This window comes from Streptomyces sp. NPDC004051 (genome assembly GCF_053604275.1).
The window spans coordinates 25469-49310 of sequence record NZ_JBSGHG010000014.1 but is presented as its reverse complement, the minus strand read 5'-3'; the positions used below and the strand labels follow the sequence as shown (position 1 = coordinate 49310).

Annotated in this window: 20 protein-coding genes; 10 read left to right on the top strand and 10 right to left on the bottom strand. The window is 71.5% G+C overall.

The window, feature by feature from the left end; all coding sequences use genetic code 11:
• The first annotated feature begins 6 nt into the window (after window positions 1-6).
• Window positions 7-1278 carry an ATP-binding protein gene (locus ACWEQO_RS17180; RefSeq protein WP_361455103.1) on the top strand — a complete coding sequence of 424 codons (1272 nt, stop codon included), beginning with the start codon at window positions 7-9 and terminating at the stop codon, window positions 1276-1278.
• A 70-nt stretch (window positions 1279-1348) separates the two neighbouring features.
• Here the strand turns inward: ACWEQO_RS17180 and ACWEQO_RS17175 are convergent, their stop codons facing one another.
• Window positions 1349-1912 (bottom strand): GtrA family protein, encoded by a 564-nt coding sequence (locus ACWEQO_RS17175; RefSeq protein WP_361455106.1) that lies wholly within the window; start codon window positions 1910-1912, stop codon window positions 1349-1351.
• A gap of 216 nt (window positions 1913-2128) precedes the next feature.
• Here ACWEQO_RS17175 and ACWEQO_RS17170 point away from each other — a divergent pair, with 216 nt between their 5' ends.
• Genes ACWEQO_RS17170 through ACWEQO_RS17160 form a run of 3 tightly spaced genes read left to right on the top strand, consistent with a single transcriptional unit; the run spans window position 2129 to window position 4994 of the window.
• Window positions 2129-3268, top strand: coding sequence for a 5-(carboxyamino)imidazole ribonucleotide synthase (locus ACWEQO_RS17170; RefSeq protein WP_361455109.1), 1140 nt, complete (start codon window positions 2129-2131; stop codon window positions 3266-3268).
• Window positions 3265-3795 carry a 5-(carboxyamino)imidazole ribonucleotide mutase gene (purE, locus tag ACWEQO_RS17165; RefSeq protein ID WP_452983858.1) on the top strand — a complete coding sequence of 177 codons (531 nt, stop codon included), beginning with the start codon at window positions 3265-3267 and terminating at the stop codon, window positions 3793-3795. The genes ACWEQO_RS17170 and purE overlap by 4 nt, the downstream gene beginning before the upstream one ends.
• 5 nt (window positions 3796-3800) lie before the next feature.
• On the top strand, window positions 3801-4994 hold the full coding sequence (locus ACWEQO_RS17160; protein ID WP_452983855.1) for a dipeptidase: 1194 nt from the start codon (window positions 3801-3803) through the stop codon (window positions 4992-4994).
• A 27-nt stretch (window positions 4995-5021) separates the two neighbouring features.
• Here ACWEQO_RS17160 and ACWEQO_RS17155 read toward each other — a convergent pair whose 3' ends face one another.
• Window positions 5022-5381, bottom strand: coding sequence for a VOC family protein (locus ACWEQO_RS17155; protein WP_361455118.1), 360 nt, complete (start codon window positions 5379-5381; stop codon window positions 5022-5024).
• A gap of 127 nt (window positions 5382-5508) precedes the next feature.
• Here ACWEQO_RS17155 and ACWEQO_RS17150 point away from each other — a divergent pair, with 127 nt between their 5' ends.
• Window positions 5509-6024, top strand: coding sequence for a CGNR zinc finger domain-containing protein (locus ACWEQO_RS17150; protein ID WP_452983851.1), 516 nt, complete (start codon window positions 5509-5511; stop codon window positions 6022-6024).
• 163 nt (window positions 6025-6187) lie between these two features.
• On the opposite strand, the gene ACWEQO_RS17145 is transcribed toward ACWEQO_RS17150, so the two are convergent.
• The gene (locus ACWEQO_RS17145; RefSeq protein ID WP_452983848.1) at window positions 6188-7531 is read right to left on the bottom strand and encodes a UDP-glucose dehydrogenase family protein; all 1344 of its coding nucleotides are present in this window, start codon (window positions 7529-7531) and stop codon (window positions 6188-6190) included.
• Window positions 7532-7728: 197 nt separating this feature from the next.
• Between ACWEQO_RS17145 and ACWEQO_RS17140 the strand changes: the two genes are divergently transcribed.
• Entirely contained in the window at window positions 7729-8886 is a 1158-nt protein-coding gene (locus ACWEQO_RS17140; protein ID WP_361455127.1) for an acyl-CoA dehydrogenase, read from the top strand.
• Window positions 8887-8985: 99 nt separating this feature from the next.
• Window positions 8986-9351 carry a four-helix bundle copper-binding protein gene (locus ACWEQO_RS17135; protein WP_361455130.1) on the top strand — a complete coding sequence of 122 codons (366 nt, stop codon included), beginning with the start codon at window positions 8986-8988 and terminating at the stop codon, window positions 9349-9351.
• A gap of 68 nt (window positions 9352-9419) precedes the next feature.
• Here the strand turns inward: ACWEQO_RS17135 and ACWEQO_RS17130 are convergent, their stop codons facing one another.
• Complete coding sequence (locus ACWEQO_RS17130; protein ID WP_452983844.1) at window positions 9420-10709, bottom strand: LCP family protein; 1290 nt, start codon at window positions 10707-10709, stop codon at window positions 9420-9422.
• Between the two features lie 117 nt (window positions 10710-10826).
• Here ACWEQO_RS17130 and ACWEQO_RS17125 point away from each other — a divergent pair, with 117 nt between their 5' ends.
• Window positions 10827-11384: an acyl-CoA thioesterase gene (locus tag ACWEQO_RS17125; protein ID WP_361455136.1), complete on the top strand. Its 558-nt coding sequence runs from the start codon at window positions 10827-10829 to the stop codon at window positions 11382-11384.
• Window positions 11385-11454: 70 nt separating this feature from the next.
• On the opposite strand, the gene ACWEQO_RS17120 is transcribed toward ACWEQO_RS17125, so the two are convergent.
• Window positions 11455-12951 carry an LCP family protein gene (locus ACWEQO_RS17120; RefSeq protein ID WP_452983841.1) on the bottom strand — a complete coding sequence of 499 codons (1497 nt, stop codon included), beginning with the start codon at window positions 12949-12951 and terminating at the stop codon, window positions 11455-11457.
• A gap of 160 nt (window positions 12952-13111) precedes the next feature.
• Between ACWEQO_RS17120 and ACWEQO_RS17115 the strand changes: the two genes are divergently transcribed.
• A complete protein-coding gene (locus tag ACWEQO_RS17115) occupies window positions 13112-14149 on the top strand; it encodes a glycosyltransferase family 2 protein (RefSeq protein WP_361455142.1) in 1038 nt (345 codons plus the stop codon).
• 92 nt (window positions 14150-14241) lie between these two features.
• On the opposite strand, the gene ACWEQO_RS17110 is transcribed toward ACWEQO_RS17115, so the two are convergent.
• The 5 genes from ACWEQO_RS17110 to ACWEQO_RS17090 form a co-directional block, all read right to left on the bottom strand.
• On the bottom strand, window positions 14242-15873 hold the full coding sequence (locus ACWEQO_RS17110) for an LCP family protein (protein WP_452983837.1): 1632 nt from the start codon (window positions 15871-15873) through the stop codon (window positions 14242-14244).
• Between the two features lie 153 nt (window positions 15874-16026).
• Window positions 16027-17763, bottom strand: a complete 1737-nt coding sequence (locus tag ACWEQO_RS17105; protein WP_452983834.1) for an LCP family protein — start codon at window positions 17761-17763, stop codon at window positions 16027-16029.
• 269 nt (window positions 17764-18032) lie between these two features.
• Window positions 18033-19874, bottom strand: coding sequence for an LCP family protein (locus ACWEQO_RS17100; RefSeq protein ID WP_452983831.1), 1842 nt, complete (start codon window positions 19872-19874; stop codon window positions 18033-18035).
• Window positions 19875-20113: 239 nt separating this feature from the next.
• Complete coding sequence (locus ACWEQO_RS17095) at window positions 20114-21391, bottom strand: LCP family protein (protein WP_452983828.1); 1278 nt, start codon at window positions 21389-21391, stop codon at window positions 20114-20116.
• A gap of 217 nt (window positions 21392-21608) precedes the next feature.
• Window positions 21609-22364: a TIGR03089 family protein gene (locus ACWEQO_RS17090; protein WP_361455153.1), complete on the bottom strand. Its 756-nt coding sequence runs from the start codon at window positions 22362-22364 to the stop codon at window positions 21609-21611.
• A 129-nt stretch (window positions 22365-22493) separates the two neighbouring features.
• Between ACWEQO_RS17090 and ACWEQO_RS17085 the strand changes: the two genes are divergently transcribed.
• Entirely contained in the window at window positions 22494-23801 is a 1308-nt protein-coding gene (locus ACWEQO_RS17085; protein WP_452983825.1) for a peptidoglycan recognition protein family protein, read from the top strand.
• The last annotated feature ends 41 nt before the right edge of the window (window positions 23802-23842 follow it).

Genomic DNA, 23842 nt, shown 5'->3' with positions numbered 1-23842 from the left:
GAGGTCATGCGCCGCCGACTGATCCAGTCCACGCTCGCCGTGGTGCTCGTCGTGATCGCCGTCTTCGGCGTGTCCCTGGTGATCGTGGAGACCCGCACCATCGGCGACACCGCCAGGGAGCGGGTCGAGTCCGAGGCCGTACGGCTGGCCAGCATCGTCGACAGCCGGCTGCTCGTCGAGGAGAAGGTCACCGCCGAGGTCCTGAGCGACCAGATCACCGAGGACCGCTACGCCGTCATCCGCATCCCCGGCAGGGCGCCCATCGAGGTGGGCGACAAGCCCGACGGCGACGTCATCAGCGCCACGGCCCCGGGCGAGGAGGGTGAGACGGTCACCGTCCAGGAACCGCGTTCCTCGGTGACCCGGGAGGTCGGCCGCACGCTGCTGATCATCGGGCTGGTGGCGCTGCTGGCGGTGATCGCCGCGGTGCTGCTGGCGGTCCGCCAGGCCAACCGGCTCGCCTCCCCGCTGACCGACCTCGCGGAGACCGCCGAGCGCCTCGGCTCGGGCGACCCGCGCCCCCGCCACCGGCGGTACGGCGTCCCCGAGCTGGACCGGGTCGCGGACGTGCTGGACTCCTCCGCCGAGCGCATCGCCCGCATGCTGACCGCGGAACGGCGACTGGCCGCCGACGCCTCCCACCAGCTGCGCACCCCCCTCACCGCCCTGTCCATGCGCCTCGAGGAGATCACCCTCACCGACGACCCGGACACGGTGAAGGAGGAGGCGGCCATCGCGCTGACGCAGGTGGAGCGCCTCACGGACGTGGTGGAACGGCTGCTGACCAACGCCCGCGACCCGCGCAACGGCTCCGCGGTCACCTTCGAACTCGACGAGGTGATCCAGCAGCAGCTCGCCGAGTGGCGTCCCGCCTACCGCAGCGTCGGCCGCGCCGTCGTCAGCTCCGGCAAGCGGAACCTGCGGGCGGTGGGCACCCCGGGCGCCGTCGCCCAGGTGCTGGCCGCCCTGATCGAGAACTCGCTCATGCACGGCGGCGGCACGGTCGCCCTGCGCACCCGGGTCACCGGCAACCAGGTCGTCGTGGAGGTCACGGACGAGGGCCCCGGCGTCCCCGCCGAACTGGGCGCCCGCATCTTCGAACGGGCGATCAGCGGCCACAACTCCACCGGCATCGGCCTCGCGGTCGCCCGGGACCTCGCGGAGGCGGACGGCGGGCGCCTGGAGATGCTCCAGGCCAAGCCCCCGGTCTTCGGCCTGTTCCTGTCCCGTACCCCGCCGCGGAAGTCCAGGGACGAGGACCGCCGCACGATCAGGTAGCGGACGGAACGGACGGCCCGAGAAGCCCGAGGAGGAGGACGGGCGGGCAGGAGGGCCGGGCCGTCGGCGCCTACGGCACGCGCTGCCGGGCGGGCGGCTTCGCCCCGCCCCTGGCGACGGCGCCCGCGCCCGCCCCCACCGCCGCGCTCCCGGTGCCCGGCACGCGGGCCGGCAGCGCGCGGAACACCCAGGTGCGGTAGGACCAGAAGCGGAACAGGGTGGCGACACCGATGCCGAGGAACTTGAAGATGTTGCTCTGCAGCGGGCTGTCCCAGCCGAACCCGTACGTCGCCGTGTACAGCAGGCCGTTCTCGATCACCAGCCCGACCACGCTGAACAGCAGGAACAGCGACATCTCCTTGGTGCGTCCGGAGCTGTCGCGGTCCCGGTAGGTGAAGTAGCGGAAGCCCAGGTAGTTGAAGATGATCGCGACGACGGTCGCGATGACGCTCGCCCGCACCACCTGGAGGTCGGTCACCTGCCGGACCAGGTTGAACACGAGGAGATTGACCAGCAGCCCGGCCCCGCCGACCGCGCCGAACTTCACGACCTCACGGACGAGCCGATCGAGGCGCTGCCGCACGGTGCCGCGCGGGGCCGGGGCTGTCGAGGGCCCCGAGGAACCGCGTCCCATGGTCGTGCCGGCCCCCGTCCGTAGTGTGGCCTCAGAGTGGCGTCAACCACACCATGCTAACCACCCCTTCTCGTGATCTTCCTGCGGACGGTCCTTCCGGCCGCAGACCGTCCGGGAACGGCCGGTGGAAGGCCGAAGAGCACGGGCCGACCGCCGAAGGGGTGCCGGGAGCCGCCGTGGAACCGGCCACCGTGGCTCGACCGATACCCTGGGGGTGTGACGTTCCCGGTAGTCGGCATGGTCGGCGGGGGGCAGCTCGCTCGTATGACACACGAGGCGGGCATCCCGCTCGGCATCAGGTTCAAGCTCCTCAGTGACACTCCGCAGGATTCCGCGGCGCAGGTCGTCGGCGATGTCGTCGTCGGCGACTACCGCGACCTGGACACGCTGCGCGCCTTCGCGCGCGGCTGCGACGTGATCACCTTCGACCACGAGCACGTGCCCACCGAGCACCTCAGGGCCCTGGAGGCCGACGGCATCCCCGTCCGTCCCGGCCCCGACGCGCTGGTGCACGCCCAGGACAAGGGCGTGATGCGCGCGAAGCTCGACGCGATGGGCGTGCCCTGCCCGCGGCACCGCATCGTCACCGGTCCGGAGGACGTCGCCGCGTTCGCGGCGGAGGGCGAAGGTTTCCCCGTCGTCCTCAAGACCGTCCGCGGCGGCTACGACGGCAAGGGCGTGTGGGTCGTCGACTCCGCCGAGGAGGCCGCCGAGCCCTTCAAGGCCGGCGTCCCGGTGCTGGCCGAGGAGAAGGTCGACTTCGTGCGCGAGCTGGCCGCCGACGTGGTCCGCTCCCCGCACGGCCAGGCCGTCGCCTACCCGGTCGTCGAGTCGCGGCAGGTGAACGGCGTCTGCGACACGGTGATCGCCCCCGCCCCCGGCCTCGACGAGGCCCTCGCGCTGCGCGCCGAGGAGATGGCGCTGACGATAGCCAAGGAACTCGGTGTCGTCGGTCATCTCGCCGTGGAGCTGTTCCAGACCCGCGACGGCCGCGTCCTCGTCAACGAGCTCGCGATGCGCCCGCACAACTCCGGCCACTGGTCCATGGACGGCGCGATCACCTCGCAGTTCGCCAACCACGTCCGCGCCGTCCTCGACCTCCCGCTCGGCGACCCGCGCCCGCGCGCCAGGTGGACGGTCATGGCCAACGTCCTCGGCGGCGACTACCCCGACATGTACTCCGCGTACCTGCACTGCATGGCCCGCGACCCCCAGCTGAAGATCCACATGTACGGCAAGGACGTGAAGCCCGGCCGCAAGGTGGGCCACGTCAACACCTACGGCGACGACCTGGACGACGTGCTGGAGCGCGCCCGTCACGCTGCCGACTACCTGAGAGGCACGATCACCGAATGAGCCCCAGCCCCGTAGTCGGCATCGTCATGGGATCGGACTCGGACTGGCCCGTCATGGAGGCCGCGGCCAAGGCCCTCGACGAGTTCGAGATCGACCACGAGGTCGACGTCGTCTCCGCGCACCGCATGCCCCGCGAGATGATCGCCTACGGCGAGCAGGCCGCGGACCGGGGACTGAAGGTGATCATCGCGGGTGCGGGCGGCGCGGCCCACCTGCCCGGCATGCTCGCCTCGGTCACCCCGCTGCCCGTCATCGGCGTCCCGGTGCCGCTGAAGCACCTGGACGGCATGGACAGCCTGCTCTCCATCGTGCAGATGCCGGCCGGTGTCCCGGTCGCCACCGTCTCGGTGGCCGGCGCCCGCAACGCGGGCCTGCTGGCGGTCCGCATGCTCGCCGCCCACGACGAGGAACTCCTCGGCCGGATGCGGGAGTTCCAGCAGGACCTCAACGACCAGGCCACGGAGAAGGGCAAGCGCCTGCGGGCCAAGGTCGAGGGCGCCGGCAACGGCTTCGGCTTCGGGAAGTGAGTTCCGTGACCGCTGCTGACGGTTCCTCACTCGACGTCGCCCGCGCCCTCCTCGCCGACTTCCCCGTCGTGGACGGGCACAACGACCTGCCCTGGGCCCTGCGCGAACAGGTCCGCTACGACCTCGACGCCCGGAACATCGCCGAGGACCAGGCCGCGCACCTGCACACCGACATCCCCCGGCTGCGCGCGGGCGGCGTGGGAGCCCAGTTCTGGTCGGTGTACGTCCGCGCGGACCTGCCCGACGCGGTGCCGGCCACCCTGGAACAGATCGACTGCGTACGGCAGTTGCTGGCCCGCCACCCGGAGGACCTGGCACCCGCGCTGACCGCCGCCGACATGGAGGCCGCCCGCGGACAGGGCCGCATCGCCTCGCTGATGGGGGCGGAGGGCGGCCACTCCATCGCCAACTCCCTCGGCACCCTGCGCGGGTTGTACGCCCTCGGCGTGCGCTACCTGACCCTCACCCACAACCACAACGTGGACTGGGCGGACTCGGCGACGGACGAGCCCGGCGTGGGCGGACTGTCGGCGTTCGGCCGCGAGGTGGTCCGCGAGATGAACCGGCTCGGCATGCTGGTCGACCTCTCGCACGTCGCCGCCACGACCATGCGGGACGCGCTGGACGCCACGTCCGCGCCGGTGATCTTCTCCCACTCCTCCGCCCGCGCGGTCTGCGACCACCCGCGCAACATCCCGGACGACGTACTGGAGCGGCTGCCCGCCAACGGCGGTGTCGCGATGGTGACGTTCGTACCGAAGTTCGTGCTCCAGGCGGCGGTCGACTGGACGGCCGAGGCCGACGAGAACATGCGCGCCCACGGCTTCCACCACCTGGAGACCACCGCGGAGGCGATGAAGGTGCACGCCGCCTTCGAGGAGCGCCGCCCCCGCCCGGTCGCCACGGTGTCCACGGTGGCCGACCACCTGGACCACATGCGTGAGGTGGCCGGCGTCGACCACCTCGGCATCGGCGGCGACTACGACGGCACCGCCTTCACCCCGGACGGCCTGAACGACGTCTCCGGCTACCCGAACCTGATCGCCGAGCTGCACGACCGCGGCTGGTCCGGGGCCGACCTGGCCAAGCTGACCTGGCAGAACGCGGTACGGGTCCTGGGCGCCGCCGAGGACACGGCCCGGGAGCTCCGGGCGACCCGCGCACTGTCCCACGCGACCATCGAGTCGCTCGACGGCTGACCTTCCCGGCGCCCCCGGGCACCCGGTTCAGCAGGCGCACAGGCAGAACGGGTGCCCCGCCGGGTCGGCGTAGACCCGGAAGGTCCGCGAGCGGTCCTCCGTCTCCAGCGGCTTCGCGCCGAGCGCCAGCACCTCCTGCTCCGCGGTGTCCAGGTCCTCGACGGTCAGGTCCAGGTGGAACTGCTGCGAGTGCTCGGGCGCCGGCCACCGGGGCGGTACGTGTCCGGGGGCCGCCTGGAACGCGAGCGTGGGCCCGCCGGGCACCCGGAGCTCCACCCAGTCGCCCTCGTCCACGATCGTGCCGCCCACCACCTCGGCGTAGAAACCGGCCAGCGCGCGCGGATCGGGGCAGTCCAGGACGACGGCGCCCACCTTGGCAACGGACATGGCTTCCTCCTCGAATCCCCCGGTTACCCGTAGGTGCGGGTAACCGGTAACCGTTACTCCATGTTGCCGTGCTGGAGGTAACGTCGCAAGGGGAAAGCAGCGGGAACGCGAGAGGTACCGTCCTGAGATGAGTGAGAGATCGGCTGCGCCCGGTGGGCTGGTCCTGGTCGAGGGCCTCGTCAACACGCTCGACCTGGAGACGGGCGCCGACGCGCTGGACACGGTGGACGGCCGCGCCCGCTTCGGGCTGGCGGAGGGCGACGCGGCGGGCGTCGAGGCGGCGCGCGAGCTGCGCGAGGCGCTGCGCGCGACCCTGCTCGCCCATGCCGGCCGTCCGCCGCACCGCGGGACCACCCCGCTCGGCGCGCTGCTCGCGCGCGCCCCGCTGGTGGTCACCGTCGACCCGGCGGACGGCTCCGCCGCCCTCGCCCCCGTCGACGAGGGGGCCCTGCTCTCCCGGGTCGCGGCGGCCGTGGCGGAAGCGGTCACGGCGGGCACCTGGAACAGGCTGAAGGCCTGTGAGGCCGCCGACTGCCACTGGGCGTACTACGACCGCAGTCCCGCCGGACGCGGCCGCTGGTGCTCCATGCAGGTGTGCGGGGCCCGCGCCAAGATGCGCCGCTACCGCGCGAAGGGGGCCTGAGAGGGGCCGGAAAAACCGGAAAGGGGCCGGAGAGGGGAGCGGGGCGCGCTGCGGCGGCCGATGGGGCCCCGGGGGCCCCGCCCGGTCCGCCCCGTGGTGCAGAATGCAGTCAGACGCCGGTTCGGCCGACTGAGCCTCGGCCGAACCGGCGTCATCCGTTCCGTCAGGCGGTGGGGCGGCCCATCGCGCGGTAGCGCCAGCCGGCCCGGCGCCAGGCCTCGGCGTCCAGGGCGTTGCGCCCGTCGAGGACCAGCCGCTGGGCCGCCACCTCGCCCAGCGCCGCCGGGTCCAGCTCGCGGAACTCCCGCCACTCCGTCAGGTGCAGCACGACGTCGGCGCCGCGCACCGCCTCGAGCGCCGAGTCCGCGTACCCCAGGGTGGGGAAGAGGCGCCGGGCGTTGTCCATGCCCTTCGGGTCGTACACGGTGACCTGGCCGCCCTGGAGGTGTATCTGGCCGGCGACGTTCAGCGCCGGCGAGTCCCGCACGTCGTCCGAGTCCGGCTTGAAGGTGGCGCCCAGCACCGCGACCCGCTTGCCCAGGAACGCCCCGCCGCCCAGCTCCTGCAGGGCCAGCTCCACCATCCGGCCGCGCTGGCGCATGTTGATCGAGTCGATCTCCCGCAGGAAGGTCAGCGCCTGGTCCGCGCCCAGCTCACCGGCGCGCGCCATGAACGCCCGGATGTCCTTCGGCAGGCACCCGCCGCCGAAACCGATCCCGGCCCGCAGGAACTTCTTGCCGATCCGGTCGTCGTACCCGATGGCCTCCGCCAGCCTGGCCACGTCACCGCCGGTGGCCTCGCACAGCTCGGCCATGGCGTTGATGAACGAGATCTTGGTGGCCAGGAAGGAGTTCGCGGAGGTCTTCACCAGCTCCGCGGTCGGGAAGTCGGTCGCCACGAACGGGGTGCCCTCGCCGACCGGGGTGGCGTACACCTCCCGCAGCAGCTTCTCCGCCCGCTCGCTGCGCACGCCCGCCACGATCCGGTCCGGGTGCAGCGTGTCCTGGACGGCGAAGCCCTCGCGCAGGAACTCCGGGTTCCAGGCCAGCTCGGCGTCCGCGCCGGCCGGGGCGTGCTCGGCCAGGTAGGCGGCCAGCCGGTCGGCGGAGCCCACCGGCACGGTCGACTTGCCGACGACCAGCACGGGGCCGGTCAGGTGCGGGGCCAGCGAGGCGAACGCGGAGTCGACGTACGACATGTCGCAGGCGTACTCGCCGTGCCGCTGCGGGGTGTTCACGCAGACGAAGTGGACGTCGCCGAACGCCCCGACCTCGGCCCAGTCCATGGTGAACCGCAGCCTGCCGGTGGACCCCTCGATCCCCGCCACGTGCCGGCGCAGCAGCTCCTCGAGCCCCGGCTCGTACATCGGGACCTCGCCCCGCCGGAGCATCTCGATCTTCTCCGGCACGACGTCGAGGCCCAGTACCTCGAATCCGAGCTCCGCCATGGCCGCGGCGTGTGTCGCACCGAGATAACCGGTGCCGATCACGGTGATCCTGAGGGCCATGCGTGCTCCAAGGGGTATACGGCAGGTGGTGCGGGCCTGAGCATAACCGGGGGCGGTGAGCGCGCAGCAGCGGGCGATCCGGTCGTTGTCGGCAAACTCACGTACGTCCGCGCGGGCAGGAGTTCTACTATGAGAGTTACTTAACGGTAGTTAGCATCATCAGAGCGTCGCCCTCGTCGTCTTTGGAGTGAGAGACCTTGGCCGGATCGGCTGACTTCGACCTGTACCGCCCGTCCGAGGAGCACGACATGCTCCGCGACGCCGTCCGCTCGCTGGCCGAGGCGAAGATCGCGCCGTACGCCGCCGCGGTGGACGAGGAGGCCCGCTTCCCGCAGGAGGCGCTCGACGCGCTGGTCGCGAACGACCTGCACGCCGTCCACGTGCCCGAGGAGTACGGCGGCGCGGGCGCCGACGCGCTCGCCACCGTCATCGTGATCGAGGAGGTGGCCCGCGTCTGCGCGTCCTCCTCGCTCATCCCCGCCGTGAACAAGCTCGGCTCCCTCCCGGTGATCCTCTCCGGTTCCGAGGCGCTGAAGAAGAAGTACATGACCCCGCTCGCCCAGGGCGACGGCATGTTCTCCTACTGCCTCTCCGAGCCGGACGCCGGCTCCGACGCGGCCGGCATGAAGACCAGGGCGGTCCGCGACGGCGACCACTACGTCCTCGACGGCGTGAAGCGCTGGATCACCAACGCCGGTGAGTCCGAGTACTACACGGTCATGGCGGTCACCGACCCCACCAAGCGCTCCAAGGGCATCTCCGCCTTCGTCGTCGAGAAGTCCGACGAGGGCGTCTCCTTCGGCGCCCCGGAGAAGAAGCTCGGCATCAAGGGCTCGCCCACCCGCGAGGTCTACCTCGACAACGTCCGCATCCCCGCCGACCGGATGATCGGCGAGGAGGGCACCGGCTTCGCCACGGCGATGAAGACCCTCGACCACACCCGCATCACCATCGCCGCCCAGGCCCTCGGCATCGCCCAGGGCGCCCTCGACTACGCCAAGGGCTACGTCAAGGAGCGCAAGCAGTTCGGCAAGCCGATCGCCGACTTCCAGGGCGTGCAGTTCATGCTCGCCGACATGGCCATGAAGATCGAGGCCGCCCGGCAGCTCACCTACGCGGCCGCCGCCAAGTCCGAGCGCGGTGATGCGGACCTCACCTTCCAGGGCGCCGCCGCCAAGTGCTTCGCCTCCGACGTCGCCATGGAGGTCACCACGGACGCCGTCCAGCTCCTCGGCGGCTACGGCTACACCCGCGACTACCCGGTCGAGCGCATGATGCGCGACGCGAAGATCACCCAGATCTACGAGGGCACGAACCAGGTCCAGCGGATCGTGATGGCGCGCAACCTGCCGTGACGGCGGGCTGCGCCCCTCCTGTGGTGCTCATGGGGCGGCGGGCGTAGGACGGAAGGGCGGGGGCGCACTCCGGCCCCCGCCGCCCCCCTGGGAGGAATCATGACCCAGCAGTCTGCCGCCGCGACCCCGATGAGCAAGGAGATGCAGGACTGCGTCAACGCGTGCATGTCCTGCCACACCGTCTGCGAGGAGACCATGAGCTCCTGTCTGCAGATGACCGACCAGGCCCCCACCCAGATCATGCGGGCGCTCATGGACTGCTCCGAGATGACCCGCATGTGCGCCGACATGATGATGCGTCGCTCGCCGCTCGCCGCCGAGATGTGCGCGATGTGCGCCGAGGCCTGTGACCTGTGCGCCCAGGCGTGCATGTCCATGCCGGACGACGAGCGGATGACGCGCTGCGCGGAGTCCTGTCGCCGTTGTGCCGAGTCCTGCCGTGCCATGGCGGGCGCCACGATGTGACACCGCCGCCCGACACGGCCGAGGGCGCCGTCCGCCGGCGCCCTCGGTCTCCTCGGTCCGTCCTGGGGTCAGTTGCCCTTGACGGTGACCTTCTCGTCGTTGTTCAGCTGCTCCACCAGCTGCTTGACCTTCGCCTTGTCCCAGAGCAGGTTGCCGCCGGAGGAACCCGCGAGGGGCATGTTCATGGAGGTGCCGTCGCCGCCGCTGACGCCCTTCATCGCCCAGAACATGCCGGCCAGGTCGAACAGGCCCATCTCCTCGTCGACGATCAGCGAGTCCAGGCCCGCGCCCAGGGTCGGGTACAGCTTGAACGGGTTCAGGACCGTGCCCGGCGTCGCCACCTGGTTCGCCAGGGCGGAGAGGAACTTCTGCTGGTTCTTCGTACGGTCCAGGTCGGAGCCGGCCAGCGCGTACCGGGTGCGGACGAAGGCGAGGGCCTCCTCGCCGTTCAGGGTCTGCTTGCCCTTCTTGAAGTCGGCGCCGGACTTGGTGTCCTTGATGTCCTTCGGTATGTCCATCTCCACGCCGCCGACCGCGTCCACGATGTTGGCGAAGCCGGCGAAGCCGATCTCGACGTAGTGGTCGATGTGCAGACCCGTGTTGAACTCGACCGTGCGGACCAGGAGTTCGGGGCCGTCCTCCGCGTACGCGGCGTTCAGCTTCACCTGCCGGCCCGTGCCCTGGAAGGTCTTGCCGGACTCGGAGCCCTTGAAGGTGGGTATCTCCACGTTCGAGTCGCGGGGCAGCGAGATCAGGGTGGGGCCGTTGCTGCCGGTGTGCAGGATCATCATCGAGTCCGTGCGCTTGCCCTCGGCGGACCCGGTGCGCAGCTTCTTCTTCTGCTCGTCGGTCAGCCCGGCCCGGCTGTCGGAGCCGACGATCAGGTAGTTGGTGCCCTTGCCCGCCTCCGGCCGGTCGATGACGACGGACAGGTCGACCTCGCGGTTGAGCTTGGAGTCGGCCCAGAAGTAGGTGCCGACGGTCGTCACCACCAGCACCGTCGCGACCGTGATCGCCGTCAGCTTGACGCGACGGCGCCAGTCCGGCGCGGAACCGTGCGCGTAACGGCCGTCGCCGCCCGGCCCGCCGTGGCCGCCCCCGGCGGGGGACCCGTAGACCTGGCCGGTGTTGTAGTCGCCTCCGTGGTCGCCGTAGTCGCTGTGGCCGCCGTGCCCGCGGCCGTCCACGTACGACGCCTGCTGCGGCACTCCGCCGTACGCCCCCTGGCCGGGCGGGACCCCCTGGCCGCGGCGGACCTGCCGCATGACGCGGGCGCTCTCGGGCCGTGCGCTCCCGCTTCCGCGTCCGTAGCGGGCGCCGCGGTCGTCCTGGGGCCATGCCTCGGGCCAGTTAGTCATGCGCAACAGTGTGCAGGCCCGGGCCGTCCGCCGTACCGGTCACCGGTGAATAGCAGCACCGATGTTGCCAAGCTGACACAAATTCTCCGGATGAGAGCTCGGCATAAGGTGGAGGCCATGACAGATCAGGCTCCAGCCGCACCCACGGAGAGTCCCGACATCCCGGGCAAGCCCACCTCGGCGTCGCGGACGACCCTCAGCCACATCATGACCCACAACGACACCAACCTGCTGGGTACGGTGCACGGCGGCGTGATCATGAAACTGGTCGACGACGCGGCGGGCGCGGTCGCCGGCCGCCACTCCGGAGGACCCGCCGTCACCGCCTCCATGGACGAGATGGCCTTCCTGGAGCCGGTCCGCGTCGGTGATCTGGTCCATGTGAAGGCCCAGGTCAACTGGACCGGCCGGACGTCCATGGAGATCGGCGTGCGGGTCCTGGCCGAGCGCTGGAACGAGTCCACCCCGCCCACCCAGGTCGGCTCCGCCTACCTCGTCTTCGCGGCCGTCGACGCCGACGGCAAGCCCCGCCGGGTGCCGCCGGTGATACCGGAGACCGAGCGGGACCGGCGCCGGGGCCAGGAGGCCCAGATCCGCCGCACCCACCGCCTGGCCCGCCGCCGCGCCATCGTGGAGCTGCGTCAGAAGCGGGCGGCGGAGGGCATCTCCGACTGACCCCGAGGGCATCTCCGACCGACCCGGAGGGGACCTCGGACCGAACCCGCCCCGCACCTTCGCCGCGGGCCTACGAGCACCCCACCTCGTCGCCCCGCACCACTCCGAACTCGTCCTTCCCCGGGTCCTCGGCCCGGACCTTGCGGACCTTCTCGAAGTCGCTCCCGGCGATCACCCTCAGGGTGGCGCCCTGGCCCTTCACCGCACGCAGTTCACTGCCCGGCAGGGCGGCGGCGAGGGACTTCGCGGAGCGGTCCCAGCGGGGGTCGTGGGCGACGACGGTCCGCCGTACGGAGCGGTCCGCCGCGTTGACAGGGGCGTGGGTGGTGTTGAAGCCGGTCGCCGCGAGGGCCGCGTCCACACGGCGGCCGAGCCCCTGGATCCCGGTGCCGTTCTCGACCTGGACGCGGATCTGCCGGGGGTCCACCGGGACGCGCAGCGCCGCGTCGGGCGAGGAGTGCGTGGAGAGCGGCTTGTCCTCGCGCAGCGCCTCGAAGATGCGCTGAGACTTCTCGGGATGCCACTTCAGGGTCGAGCCGAGGCCCTTGACCGTGACCCCCCTCCTCGCGAGCGGCACGGTGGTGAACTCGGAGGAGGAGGGCGAGAAGTTCCGCATCGCCCGCCCCAGGTCCAGCAGTTGGTCGGTGCCGAAGCCCTTGTCGGCGCGGACCGAACCGAGCACCGCGCGGGTCACGTCCCGGAACTTCATCGGGTTCAGCAGGATCCCGGAGGACGTGGCCCGGTCCACCAGCGCCGCCATGAAACGCTGCTGGCGTCTCATCCGGCCGAGGTCGGAGGCGCCGTCGACGTGCCGGGCGCGTACGTACTGCAGGGCCTCGCCGCCCCGCAGGGTGTGCCGGCCGGCGGGCAGGTGGAGGCCGGTGTGGCTGTCCTCGAGCGGTTCGGTGGTGCACAGTTCGACGCCGCCGACCACGTCGACGGTCTTCATGAAGCTGGTGAAATCGAGCTCCAGGTAGTGGTCGATCTTCACCCGGGTCATCTTCTCCACCGTGCGCACGGTCAGCTCCGGCCCGCCCTCCGCGTACGCCGCGTTCAGCCTGACGGGGTGCCCCTCGTGCTCCTCGCCGCTCACCCGGTCGGTGTGCGGGGGCGTCATGGCGTACGAGTCGCGCGGCAGGCTGACGACGCTGGTCCGCTCCCGGTCCTCCGAGATGTGCAGGATCATGATGGTGTCGGTGCAGTTGCAGGACGCCCCGCCGAGCCGGTACTTCCGCCGTTCCTCCTCGCCGATCCGCTCGCGGCCGTCCGTGCCGACGAGCAGAACGTTCATGCCGTGGCCGGCCGCGGGGCGGTTCTTCATGTCCCGGAACGGGTCGACCCGGTCGATCCCCGAGTCGAGGCTGGTGACCACCGCGTGTCCGATCCCGGCGGAGGCGAGCACCACGACCGACAGCGTGGTCACCGCCCGCATGCCCCAGCGGGGCTTCCGGCGTCGCGCCGTTCGCGGACCGCCCCGGCCGGACGGTCGCGGGCGGCGCTGCGGCGCGGTGCGGGGACGGGGGCGGGGGCGGGGGCCGGGGCGAGGGGACGGCGGCTGCGGGGGCAAAGGGAGGACACCTCCGGACGAGGGCCGGACGAGGGCCGCGGCTCCGTACGGGGCCGTGCCCGGGATCCTGAGCACCGTAGGCCGATACGATCTGCGGCCCGGCGCAGCCGCACCCGGCGCGCGCACCGCTGTCCCCCGTTCGCGGTAACGTGAGGACCCTATGAACGCCAATCCCGACGTGCGGCACCCCGCCGTTTCCGTGATCATGCCCGTGCTCAACGAGGAAAGGTATCTGCGTGGCGCCGTCCATGCGATCCTCGCCCAGGAGTACGCCGGCGAGATGGAGGTCGTGATCGCCCTCGGTCCGTCCACGGACCGCACGGACGAGATCGCCGCCGAACTCGTGGCCGAGGACCCGCGGGTGCGTACCGTGCCCAACCCGACCGGCCGCACTCCGGCCGCCCTCAACGCGGCGATCAAGGCCTCGCGCCATCCGATCGTGGTCCGCGTCGACGGACACGGGATGCTCTCGCCGGGCTACATCACCACCGCGGTACGGCTCCTGGAGGAGACCGGCGCGCAGAACGTCGGCGGCATCATGCACGCCGAGGGGGAGAACGACTGGGAGCACGCGGTCGCCGCCGCGATGACCTCGCGGATAGGCGTCGGCAACGCGGCCTTCCACACCGGCGGCACGGCGGGCCCCGCCGAGACCGTCTACCTCGGGGTGTTCCGGCGCGAGGCGCTGGAGCGGCAGGGCGGCTACAACGTCGAGTTCATCCGCGCCCAGGACTGGGAGCTGAACTTCCGCATCCGCGAGGCCGGCGGGCTGATCTGGTTCTCGCCGGAGCTGAAGGTGTCGTACCGGCCCCGGCCGAGCGTGCGGGCGCTGGCCAAGCAGTACAAGGACTACGGCCGTTGGCGGCACGTCGTCGCCCGCTACCACTCCGGCTCCATCAACCTGCGCTATCTGGCCCCGCCGGCCGCGGTGTGCGCGATCGCGGCCGGAACGGTGGTGGGGGCGGCGCTCACCCCGTGGGGCTTCGTGGTGCCCGGCGGGTACCTCGCGGCGATCGTGCTGGGCTCCGTACCCGCGGGCAAGGGGCTGCCGCTGAAGGCGCGGCTGCGGATACCGGTGGCGCTGGGCACCATGCACATGTCGTGGGGCTGGGGCTTCCTGACCAGCCCGCGCTCGCTCGCGAAGAAGGTCATCGCCTCCCGGCGGCCCGCGGTCCACGCGGACGCCCCGGCCGCCTGACCCGCCTTCCCCGCGGACACCGAGGGCCCCCTTCCCGAACCCGGGAAGGGGGCCCCGCCGTGTGAGGGCCGGTCAGGACCGGCCAGGGCCGGTCAGGACCAGGTGAAGGCCGGGTTGACCTTCATGCAGGCCGTGTCGTCCGCGCCGTTGAGGGCCTCGGCCGACTCGGGGGTGGTGTCGTCCTGTTCGGGGGCCTCGTACGTCTTCCCCTCACGCCAGTCGGCGCCCACGACGAGTGTGACTCCGGAGACGTCGGTGGAGCGCCGCACCGAACTCCCCGGGATCCCCAGGGACTCGGCGACGCGGTGCGCGTCGCCCTCCAGGTCGGCGCTCGGGTACCGCACCACCGTCTGCTCCCTGCTGAGGGAGCCGGAGGTGCCGGCGAACGCACCGGTGAAGCCCATCTCCCGCAGGAGCCCGGTCACGGTGCTCGCGCGGCCGGGCGCCGCGGCCAGTGAGTCGGTGCGGGTGCCGTTGACGACCTGGATCGCGATCTCGGCGTCGGGAGCGGGCGGTTCGGTGGACGTGGCCTTTTCTGCCGCTTCCCCGGCCCCTGCCGACTTCTTGTCCCTGCCGTCCAGCGCGATGTCCTCGCGGACCAGTCGGAAGAGCTGTTCGGCGTCCTCGGTCGGCTCCACCCGGGCGCCCACGTACCGGTTCGGCATCGTGGTCATGGTGACGCGCTCCGGCTTCACCTTGCGCAGCTCGTTGCTGAGGTCGTACAGCTTCTTGACGGTGTCGAGGCCGGGGTCGACGGTGAGTGCCCGGGTGGCCTCCTCGGCCAGCCTGCGCAGCTTGTTGGGGCTGCTCAGGGTGGCGTTCTCGCGCAACTCGCGGACCAGCGAGTTCATGTACATGTGCTGGGCCTTGGCGCGGGCGAGGTCGCTGCCGTCCTCGAAGCCGTAGCGCGTCCGCAGCCACTGCAGGGCCTGCTCGCCCTTGACCGGGTGGGTGCCCTCGGGCAGCTTCAGCCCGGAGCCGTGGCCCTTGCTGTCGCGGGAGAGGATGTTGGCGTCCACGCACACCGGGACGCCGCCGACGGCGTCCGCCATGGAGACCACACCGGCGAAGTCGACCATGATGAAGTGGTCGATGTGGATGCCGGTGAGCTCCTGCCAGGTGGCCACGGTGCAGCCCGGACCGCCGTGCCCGAGGCTCTGGTTGGTCATGGTCCGCCCCTTGCTCGCCTCGTAGACGGTCCCGTCCTCGGGGTCGGTGCACTTGGGGATCTGGACGAGGGTGTCGCGGGGCATGCTGATCACGGACATGTTGGTCCGGTCGGCGGACAGGTGGAGCAGCATCTGCACATCGGCCAGCGGTGTCGCGCCGAACGTCTCGCGGGCGCCGCCGAGTTTCTGGTTCGCCTCGTTGTCCCGGGCGTCGGAGCCGATCAGCAGGATGTTCAGCGGGGTCTGTCCGGCGGCGTTCGGCGTCGGCTGGGCCACCTTGTTGTCGCCCAGGTTCAGCGGGTTCTGCTTGATGTTGTCGTTCAGGTGCCGGTAGTAGACGTAGCCGGCTCCGGCCGAGCCGAGGAGGAGCAGCGCGAGGACCGCGGCGAGCCACTTGAACACCCGGCGCCGCGGGCGCCGGCCGCCGTCGGCGCCGGACTCCGGTATGTCCCCGCCGTCGCTGTCGGACATGCCGTCGGAGGCGCCGCCGTCCGCGCCGCCGTCCGGTTCACGCCGGTCGTCGCGGAGCGTCCTCCGCGCGGCGCTCTGCGTCACTGCCGCCGTCCTCCCCACCCCTGAAACTCCTCGCGTCATGGAACAAGGCCCGTCCTGCGTTGTGTTAGACGCACGACGGGCCCGTCAGTTGCACGCGAAACGCAACCGATTCAACAACTTTTGGCGAGGGTTCGGCACTTACTCGGCTGAATGTCAGCTCGCGCACTGCACCTTGTCGGCCGTGGACTTCTCCACGTCCGGGACCCCTGCCGCGGAGGCGTCGAGCTGTGCCCCGGCGTCCGTGAAGTCCTCGCCGAGGGTCAGCGTCATCGTGGGCAGGCCCTGGGCGTTGGTGGCGCTCTCGCCGGGCTTCATCCCGGATCCGGACAGGCCGAGGATGTCGGCGAGGCGGCGGGCCTGGTCGGCCTGGTCGGGCGCGTACTCCAGGGTGGTCTTCTTCAGCGTCCGGGGGGCGTTGCCGGCGTTCTCCGACTTGCTGACGCCCTCCTCGATCTGGAGCCGGTTGAGCATCTGCTGGGCGCTGCCCTGCGGGGCGCCGCCGTTGAGGACCCGCACCCGCACCTCGGAGACGTCCGCCTTGGGGCCCTTGAGACGGGCGGCGACGGCGGTCTTCCGCTCCTTCTTCCTCTCCTCGACCTCGGTCAGCGACACGTCGTTCGCGATCGCCGCGAAGAGCTGCGGCGCCTTGGCCTCGTTGAGGACGACGGTCGCCTTCACCGTCTCCGCGGGGTTGTCGACCACCGGCACCGTGGTGAAGGAGATGTTCTTCGGCGGCACCTTCTTCAGCTCCAGGGCGACGTCCTTGAGCGTGCTCACCTTGCCGAGACCGGTGTCCACGCTCAGGGCCTCGGTGGCGGCCTCGGCCAGTTTCACCAGCCGGGTGGGGCTGGTGAGGGTGTCGCCGGAGGAGATCTTGCGCATCAGCGAGGCCAGGAAGTGCTGCTGCACCTTGATCCGGTCGAGGTCGCCCTCGTTGCCGAAGCTGTGCCGGGTACGGACGAAGGCGAGGGCGTCCTCACCCGCCACCGTCGACTCGCCCGCCGGCAGCCTCAGCTTCGACTGCTTGTCGTCGACCGCGTGCTCCAGGCACACCTTGACGCCGTCGACCGCGGTGGTGAGGGTCTTGACCGCGTTGAAGTCGGCCATCATGAAATGGTCGACGGGGATGCCGGTGGCCTCCTCCACGGTGCGCATCGCGCAGCCCGGATCCCGGCCGCCCTCGCCGAGGCTGCGGTTGAACCGGGCGCCCTGCAGCCCCGGAACCACCTTCCGGGTCCCGTCCTCCAGCGTGGTGGGGCAGTCGGGGATGTCGACGATGAGGTCGCGCGGGATGCTCAGCGCGGTGGCGTTGGTGCGGTCCTCGGCGACGTGCAGCAGGATCGTGGTGTCGGCGTGCCCGACGCTGTTCTTGTCGCCGTAGCCCTCGTTGCCCGCGCCGGTGCGCTTGTCGGTGCCGAGGATCAGGATGTTGAAGGCCTCGTCCTTGCTGAAGTCGCCCGAGCCCGCGTCGCCGACGTCGGTCGTGCGGACGTTGCCCTCGAGGTGTTTCAGATAGAGGTAGCCGGCCGTGCCGGTGGCGAGCACCGTGAACGCCATCGTCCCGCCCACCCACAGCAGGGCCTTCCTCGCCTTCGGCCTGCGCTGGACCGGCCGGTCGCCGCGCCGTCCGGGCAGTGCCTCGGGGGCGCCGCGCCGCCGCGGCGGCGGGACCTCACGGCCGGGTGTCCGGGTGCGGCCGGGCACGGCGTCGACGGCGCCGTCGGTGCCGACTGCGCCGTGGGCGTGGTGGCCGCTGCGGCGGGGGCCGGGGACGGGCGGCTGCGGTGCGGAAGGGGCCAGCCGCAGTTCGTACTCACCGGTGACCGGGTTGAGTATCCATTGGTCTGCGGGGTCGACGTTGTCCGCCCGCCCACGGCTCTGCGCGTCCACGCTCGTCCGAATCCTCCGTCCGGGCCACGCGGCGCCCTCCCCCTCCAGAGGGTGTCCGCGCGCGTACTGGTCACCACCGTGCGCGACGCCAGGACGGTCCTCGCGGCCGGGGCACTGGAGCGTTCACATTAGCCGCCCGCCTGAGCGAGAAGTGGCTTCAGTGACGAATTCCTCGCCCCCGGAACGGGGCAAACCGCCCTATTGGGTGGGGAAATGGCACCGTCGGCCGTCTGCCTGCGGGCAGGGCTTCCGGTGCCCTGCCCGGCAGGTCACTTGGCGCACTGCACCTTGTCGGCCGTGGACGCGTCCTTGATGACGTCGTCCGGCGCCTTGGACGGAGCCGTCAGGGATATGCCCGCGCCCTTGAAGTCCTCGCCGAGGGTCAGCGTCATCGTGGGCAGGCCCTGGGCGTTGGTGGCGCTCTCGCCGGGCTTCATCCCGGATCCGGACAGGCCGAGGATGTCGGCGAGGCGGCGGGCCTGGTCGGCCTGGTCGGGCGCGTACTCCAGGGTGGTCTTCTTCAGCGTCTCGGAGGCGTTGCCGGCGTTCTCCGACTTGCTGACGCCCTCCTCGATCTGGAGCCATCTGAGGGTGTCCTGGGCGCTGCCCGAGGGGGCGCCGCCGTTGAAGACCCGCACCCGCACCTCGGAGGCCTCCGCCTTGGGGCCCTTGAGGCGGGCGGCGACGGCGGCCTTCTCCTTCTTCTCCTTCTTCTTCTTCTCCTGCTCGACCTCGGTGAACGACACGTCGTTCTTGATCAGGTCGAGTATCTGCGGCGCCTTGGACTCGTCCATGACGACGGTGGCCTTCACCGTCGTCTCCACGGGGTTGTCGACCACCGGCAGGGTGGTGAACGTCAGGTTCTTGACGTTGAGCTTGCCCAGCTCCAGACCGAGGTCCTTCAGCTTGTTGATGCTGTCCAGCTGGGCGTCGACGGTGAGCGCCTCGGTGCCCGCCTCCGCGAGCTTGACCATCTTCGTCGGGCTGGTGAGGGTGTCGCTGGACTTCAGCTGCCGCATCAGCGCGCCGAGGAACTGCTGCTGCACCTTGATGCGGTCGAGGTCGCCCCGGTTGCCCCACGCGTTCCGGGTGCGGACGAACGCCAGCGCCTGATCGCCCTCGATGGTGTGCGTGCCGGCGTCCAGGTTGAGCTTGGAGTCCTTGTCGTTGACGGCTTTGGCGAGGCAGACGTCGACCCCGCCGACCGCTGTGGTCAGCGTCTTGACCGCGTTGAAGTCCGCCACCATGAAGTTGTCCGGCGTGATCCCGGTCAGCTCGGTGACGGTGCGCATGGTGCAGCTCGGTGTGCGTTCGTTCTGGCCGAGGCTGGTGTTGAAGCGGTCCCGGGAGCCCGGGATCACCTTCTGGGTCCCGTCCTCCAGCGTGGTGGGGCAGTCGGGGATGTCGACGATGAGGTCGCGCGGGATGCTCAGCGCGGTGGCGTTGGTGCGGTCCTTGGAGACGTGCAGCAGGAGCGTGGTGTCGGCGTGCCCGACGCTGCCCGCGTCGCCGTAGCCCTCGTTGCCCGCACCGGTGCGCTTGTCGGTGCCGATCAGCAGGATGTTGATGGCCTTGTCCTTCTGGAAGCCACCGGTGCTCGCGCCGTCGTCGGGGATGGCGTCGATGTTGTCGTTGAGGTGCTCCAGGTACAGGTAGCCGCCCACGCCGGTGGCGAGCACCGTGAACGCCATCACCCCGCCCGTCCAGAGCAGGACCTTCTTCGCCTTCGACTTCTTCTTCGCCGGCCGGCGTCCGCGACGGCCCGGCGGCGGCTCCTCCGGCGCACCCCGGCGCCTGCGCGGCGGCGGTGCCTCGCGCTCGGGCGCCTTGCCCTCGGGTGCCTTGTCCTCGGCCGTCCCGCGCTCGGCCGTCCTGCGGCCGGCGGGGCGCTCCGCCGTGCGCCCGGGCGCATCGGTACGGCCGCGCGGCGCACCGGCGCCGGCACCCTTGCGCGCACCCGCTTCGGCGGGGCGCGGCCTACGGGGAGAGGGGATCGGCGACTGCGGTGCGGAATCGTTCAGCCGCAGTTCGTAATCACCGGTGTCCGGGTTGAGCACCCACTGGTCTGCGGGGTCCATGTCGTTGCCCCGCCCACGGCTCTGCGCGTCCACGGTCGTTCGAGTCCTCCGTCGGTGCCACGCGGCGCCCTTCCCCTCCTGGGCGCCCGGTCGGTCACGCAGTGCGCGACTGCAGGACGAACTTCGGGTGCGCGCGCACCGGAGCGCTCACATTAACGGCACCGAATGACTTCCGGCGACGCCGGTGGCACATTTCATGTCCCTACAACTGGGCAATTCGCGCATATCCGTTGACATGGCTCCACTGTTGTGGGGTCGTCCGTGCGCCGGCTTTACGCGCAGCCGTCCTCGGCCGCCGTGTTTCCGGAGAATGTGGGCGCGGGGGAAGGGCTCCCGGACGGGTTCGCGGATTCCCTCCGAGTGACCTTTCCGTCACTGTCCGTGCCGCCTTCGTGCGAATTCCCGGACGGTGCGCCGGAGTCCGTTCCGGCGCCGGAGTTCCGCGCCGCCTCCTGTGCGACCGTCACCGAAGCGTCCCTGCGCAACCGCTCGAACAGGGCCTCCGCCTCGGGCTGGGAGAGTTGGTCCCGATCGGCGTCGGCGGCATACGGCTCCCGTGGGACGGTGAGGAATTGCACGCGTTCCGTCGGGATCTCGCGCAGCCCGCGGACGAGCTCGTACAAACCGCGCAGACTGGCCAGTCCCGGGTCGGTCGTCAGTGCCGAAGTGGCCGCGTCCAGAACGGGATACAGCTTCACCGGATTCAGCAGCACGTCATTGCCGCGCACCTTGTTGGCGAGCGCCCCGAGGAACTGCTGCTGGCGTTCCATGCGCTGTGTGTCGCTGCCGTCACCGAGCGACTTGCGGGCACGGACATAACCGAGGGCCTGTTCCCCGTTCAGCGTCACCCGGCCCGCGGGCAGCCTCAGTTTCGCCGCCTTGTCGTCGATGGGTTCGCGCAGACAGACCTCGACGCCGTCGACCGCCTCGACCATCTTCTTGAAACCGTGGAAGTCCACGACGATGTGATGGTCCACGTGAATGCCGGTGAGTTTCTCGACGGTGCGGACGGCGCAGGCCGAACCGCCCCGCTGGAAGGCCTGGTTGAACATCGTGAACACGGGTTCGGCGCGGGTGCCGTCCTCGCGCAGGCAGTCCGGCACGGCCACCATCAGGTCACGGGGCAGGGACACGGCGGTGGCGCTGCGCCGGCCCGCCGACAGGTGCAGCAGGATCGCGGTGTCGGACCGCTCCGTCCCCGAGTCCCGGCCGTAGCGGCGGTTGCCGTCCCCGGAGCGCGAGTCCGAGCCGATCAGCAGGATGTTCCGGGCCTCCTCGGCCAGCGGGGCGGGCCGTTCCCCCTCGAACCGCGCGAGTTCGGCCGCGGCCGCCTCGTCCGGCGTGATGTTCCCGTCGAGCTTCACGTACACCGCCCACCCGGCCCCGGCGGCCAGGACGAGCAGCACGGCGAGACCGAGCCCGGTGCCCCGCACCCACCGCCGCCGCCTGCGCCGGGCCTGCCCCGCCCCGCTCGCCGAGGCCCCCGCCCCCGGCCCGAGGACGCGCCCGCTGCCCGCGCCCGCGGGGGAGGCGCCTGCGGTGTCGCTCATGACCGGTCCACCCCCTCACTGCGTACGGCGTGCGGCGTGCGGTGGAGGCCGTACGCGCCGTACGTGCCGTGCGGGCCGCTGATACGACGATGACCCGGATCCGGGGCCGAGGCGGGCACTGCTGAGCCGTACGGGGGCCGGGGTGCGGCGAACGGGGGACGGGCCCGGCGGGCCCGGTTTGGACGGGTCCGCCCGCACCGAGCGGGGTCTGCGGGCTCTAGCGGGAGATGACCGTGACCCGTTCGCTCTCGACGCGCTTGTCCAGGGCCTCGTCCCCGAGCCGGTCCAGGTTGCGGCACAGCACCACCGAGCCACCGGTCGCCAACGGCCCGTACAAGCCCGCGTGCAGGCCCTCCCATGTGTCGTACGGCAGACCCGACAGGATGCGCGAGCCCGGTCCGGTCAGCCCGAGGTCCGTCGCCTCCGCGCGGGCCCGTTCCACCACCTCGGCCCCGGTGAACTCCCGCCCCGCCACGATCAGCGCCGGAGCCTCGGGGTCGACCGGTGCGTACGGCGTGAACCGGTCGCCCTGCCCCGGCACCTCCACGGCGTAGTCGGCGAAGCCCTCCGGGGGCTGCGGGAAGCGTCCCCCGAGCGGCCTGAGCGCCAGCGCGATCCGCGCGCCCGAGCAGGACCGCGCGGCCTCCAACGAGTCCGGTCCGCTCACCACGACGTCGGCGGCAGCCGGATCGCCGGACACGTCCGCGACCGCGCCCACCGACGCGCACGCCAGCAGCCACACGGCCGTCTGCCAGTGCGCGGGCAGCAGGAGCGACACGCGGTCGCCCGGCTCGGCGGACAGTTCGTCCTGGAGCAGGTTCGCGGTCTTGGCCACCCAGTTGGCGAAGGTGGCCACGGACAATTCGACGCGTTCGCCCGTGGCGTCGTCGTAGAAGGTCACCAGGGGGCGGCCCGGGTCCGCGGCGAGCGCGGAACCCAGCAGGTCGGCGGGGGTGCGGTCGGTGGCGTTCACCCGCGCAAGCGTACGCGGACGCGGCTGTGCGCACCGGGTGGCGGGGGCACCGGTTCGGCGGAAGGGGTTTCGATGTCCCGTCAATTCCCCGATGGACAGATTCGTATGACTATGTTCAAGATCAGGGGCATGCGTAGAATTCCTGCTTCCGCCATCGGTGTCATCTGCGCGACCGCTCTCGCGCTCCCCCTCGCGCCGTCCGCCGCCGCGGCGAGCGCCGGGCCGGGGCACCCGGTCCGGGCTGCCCCGCGTGCGGCGGTGACGGCGGTGACGGCCGAGTCCGGCGCCACGGGCGGCACCGAGTCGCTGCCCCTGCAACCCCTCGACCCCGACCGTGCCTCCGGCGCCACCACGTTCGGCCTGACCCCCCGGTCCGTACGGAACTTCTCCCTCCTCGGCGTCGTCTGGGACGACCCCGCCGCCGAACTCCACGGCCGGGTCCAGGTCCGCACCCGCGCGGCCCGCACCGGCTCCTGGTCCGGCTGGCGGGACGTCGAGGCCCGCAACGCCGACCACGCGGCCGACCCCGGCACCGGGGAACGCGCCTCGGGCCGGGTCCGCGGCGCCACCGCACCGCTGTGGGTGGGCGACTCGGACGGCGTGGAGATCAGGGTCCTGGCGGAGTCCGGAGGTCCGGGGCACGCCGGCACGACTGCCGAGGGCGCCGAGGACGCCGAGGACACCGTGCTGCCGCTGCCGTCCGGGATGCGCCTCGAACTCGTCGACCCCGGCGAGGGCGCCGAGCCGGCGGACGGCACTGCCGACGGCACGGCGGACGGTGGTGAGGGCGCGCGGCGGAAGGGCGCGGTCGCGCGGCAGCGGGCGAATCCGTACACCGCCCCGCGCCCCGACATCGTCACACGGGCCGGCTGGGGAGCGGACGAGAGCCTGCGGACGGAGGGATTCGTCTACACGAACGAGGTCGGTGCGGTCTTCGTGCACCACACCGCCTCCGGCAACGACTACACGTGCGAGGAGGCGCCTTCGCTCATCCGCGGTATCCACCGCTACCACACGGAGAGCATGGGCTGGCGGGACCTCGGCTACAACTTCCTCGTCGACAAGTGCGGGACGATCTACGAGGGCCGCGCCGGGGGAGTGGCGGAACCGGTCCTGGGCGCCCACACTCTGGGGTTCAACTCCAACAGCACGGGGGTGGCGGTTCTCGGTACGTACAGCTCCACGGAGCCGTCGGGCTCGGCGGTGAGGGGCATCGCCCGGCTCGCCGCGTGGAAGCTCGGTCTGTACGGAGTGGATCCGAGCGCGGAGACATACCTGACGTCCGACGGTGGAAATCTCTACGCAAAAGGCACGAAGGTCCGACTGAACGTGATCTCCGGTCACCGGGACGGGTTCAACACCGTGTGCCCAGGGGGGAAGCTCTACGACCAGCTCGGCGCCATCCGCTCCACGGCGGCCGGTTACCAGGGCCGCTGAACCGCGCGGAGCCGCCGGGCCGGGTTCCTCCCTGCCGGAGA

Excerpts from the sequence above, each read along its gene's own strand:
- ACWEQO_RS17180 (WP_361455103.1), top strand. The coding sequence starts at position 7 with ATGCGCCGCCGACTGATCCAGTCCACGCTCGCCGTGGTGCTCGTCGTG.
- ACWEQO_RS17175 (WP_361455106.1), bottom strand. The coding sequence starts at position 1,912 with ATGGGACGCGGTTCCTCGGGGCCCTCGACAGCCCCGGCCCCGCGCGGC.
- purE (WP_452983858.1), top strand. The coding sequence starts at position 3,265 with ATGAGCCCCAGCCCCGTAGTCGGCATCGTCATGGGATCGGACTCGGAC.
- ACWEQO_RS17155 (WP_361455118.1), bottom strand. The coding sequence starts at position 5,381 with ATGTCCGTTGCCAAGGTGGGCGCCGTCGTCCTGGACTGCCCCGATCCG.
- ACWEQO_RS17150 (WP_452983851.1), top strand. The coding sequence starts at position 5,509 with ATGAGTGAGAGATCGGCTGCGCCCGGTGGGCTGGTCCTGGTCGAGGGC.
- ACWEQO_RS17145 (WP_452983848.1), bottom strand. The coding sequence starts at position 7,531 with ATGGCCCTCAGGATCACCGTGATCGGCACCGGTTATCTCGGTGCGACA.
- ACWEQO_RS17135 (WP_361455130.1), top strand. The coding sequence starts at position 8,986 with ATGACCCAGCAGTCTGCCGCCGCGACCCCGATGAGCAAGGAGATGCAG.
- ACWEQO_RS17130 (WP_452983844.1), bottom strand. The coding sequence starts at position 10,709 with ATGACTAACTGGCCCGAGGCATGGCCCCAGGACGACCGCGGCGCCCGC.
- ACWEQO_RS17125 (WP_361455136.1), top strand. The coding sequence starts at position 10,827 with ATGACAGATCAGGCTCCAGCCGCACCCACGGAGAGTCCCGACATCCCG.
- ACWEQO_RS17115 (WP_361455142.1), top strand. The coding sequence starts at position 13,112 with ATGAACGCCAATCCCGACGTGCGGCACCCCGCCGTTTCCGTGATCATG.
- ACWEQO_RS17095 (WP_452983828.1), bottom strand. The coding sequence starts at position 21,391 with ATGAGCGACACCGCAGGCGCCTCCCCCGCGGGCGCGGGCAGCGGGCGC.
- ACWEQO_RS17085 (WP_452983825.1), top strand. The coding sequence starts at position 22,494 with ATGCGTAGAATTCCTGCTTCCGCCATCGGTGTCATCTGCGCGACCGCT.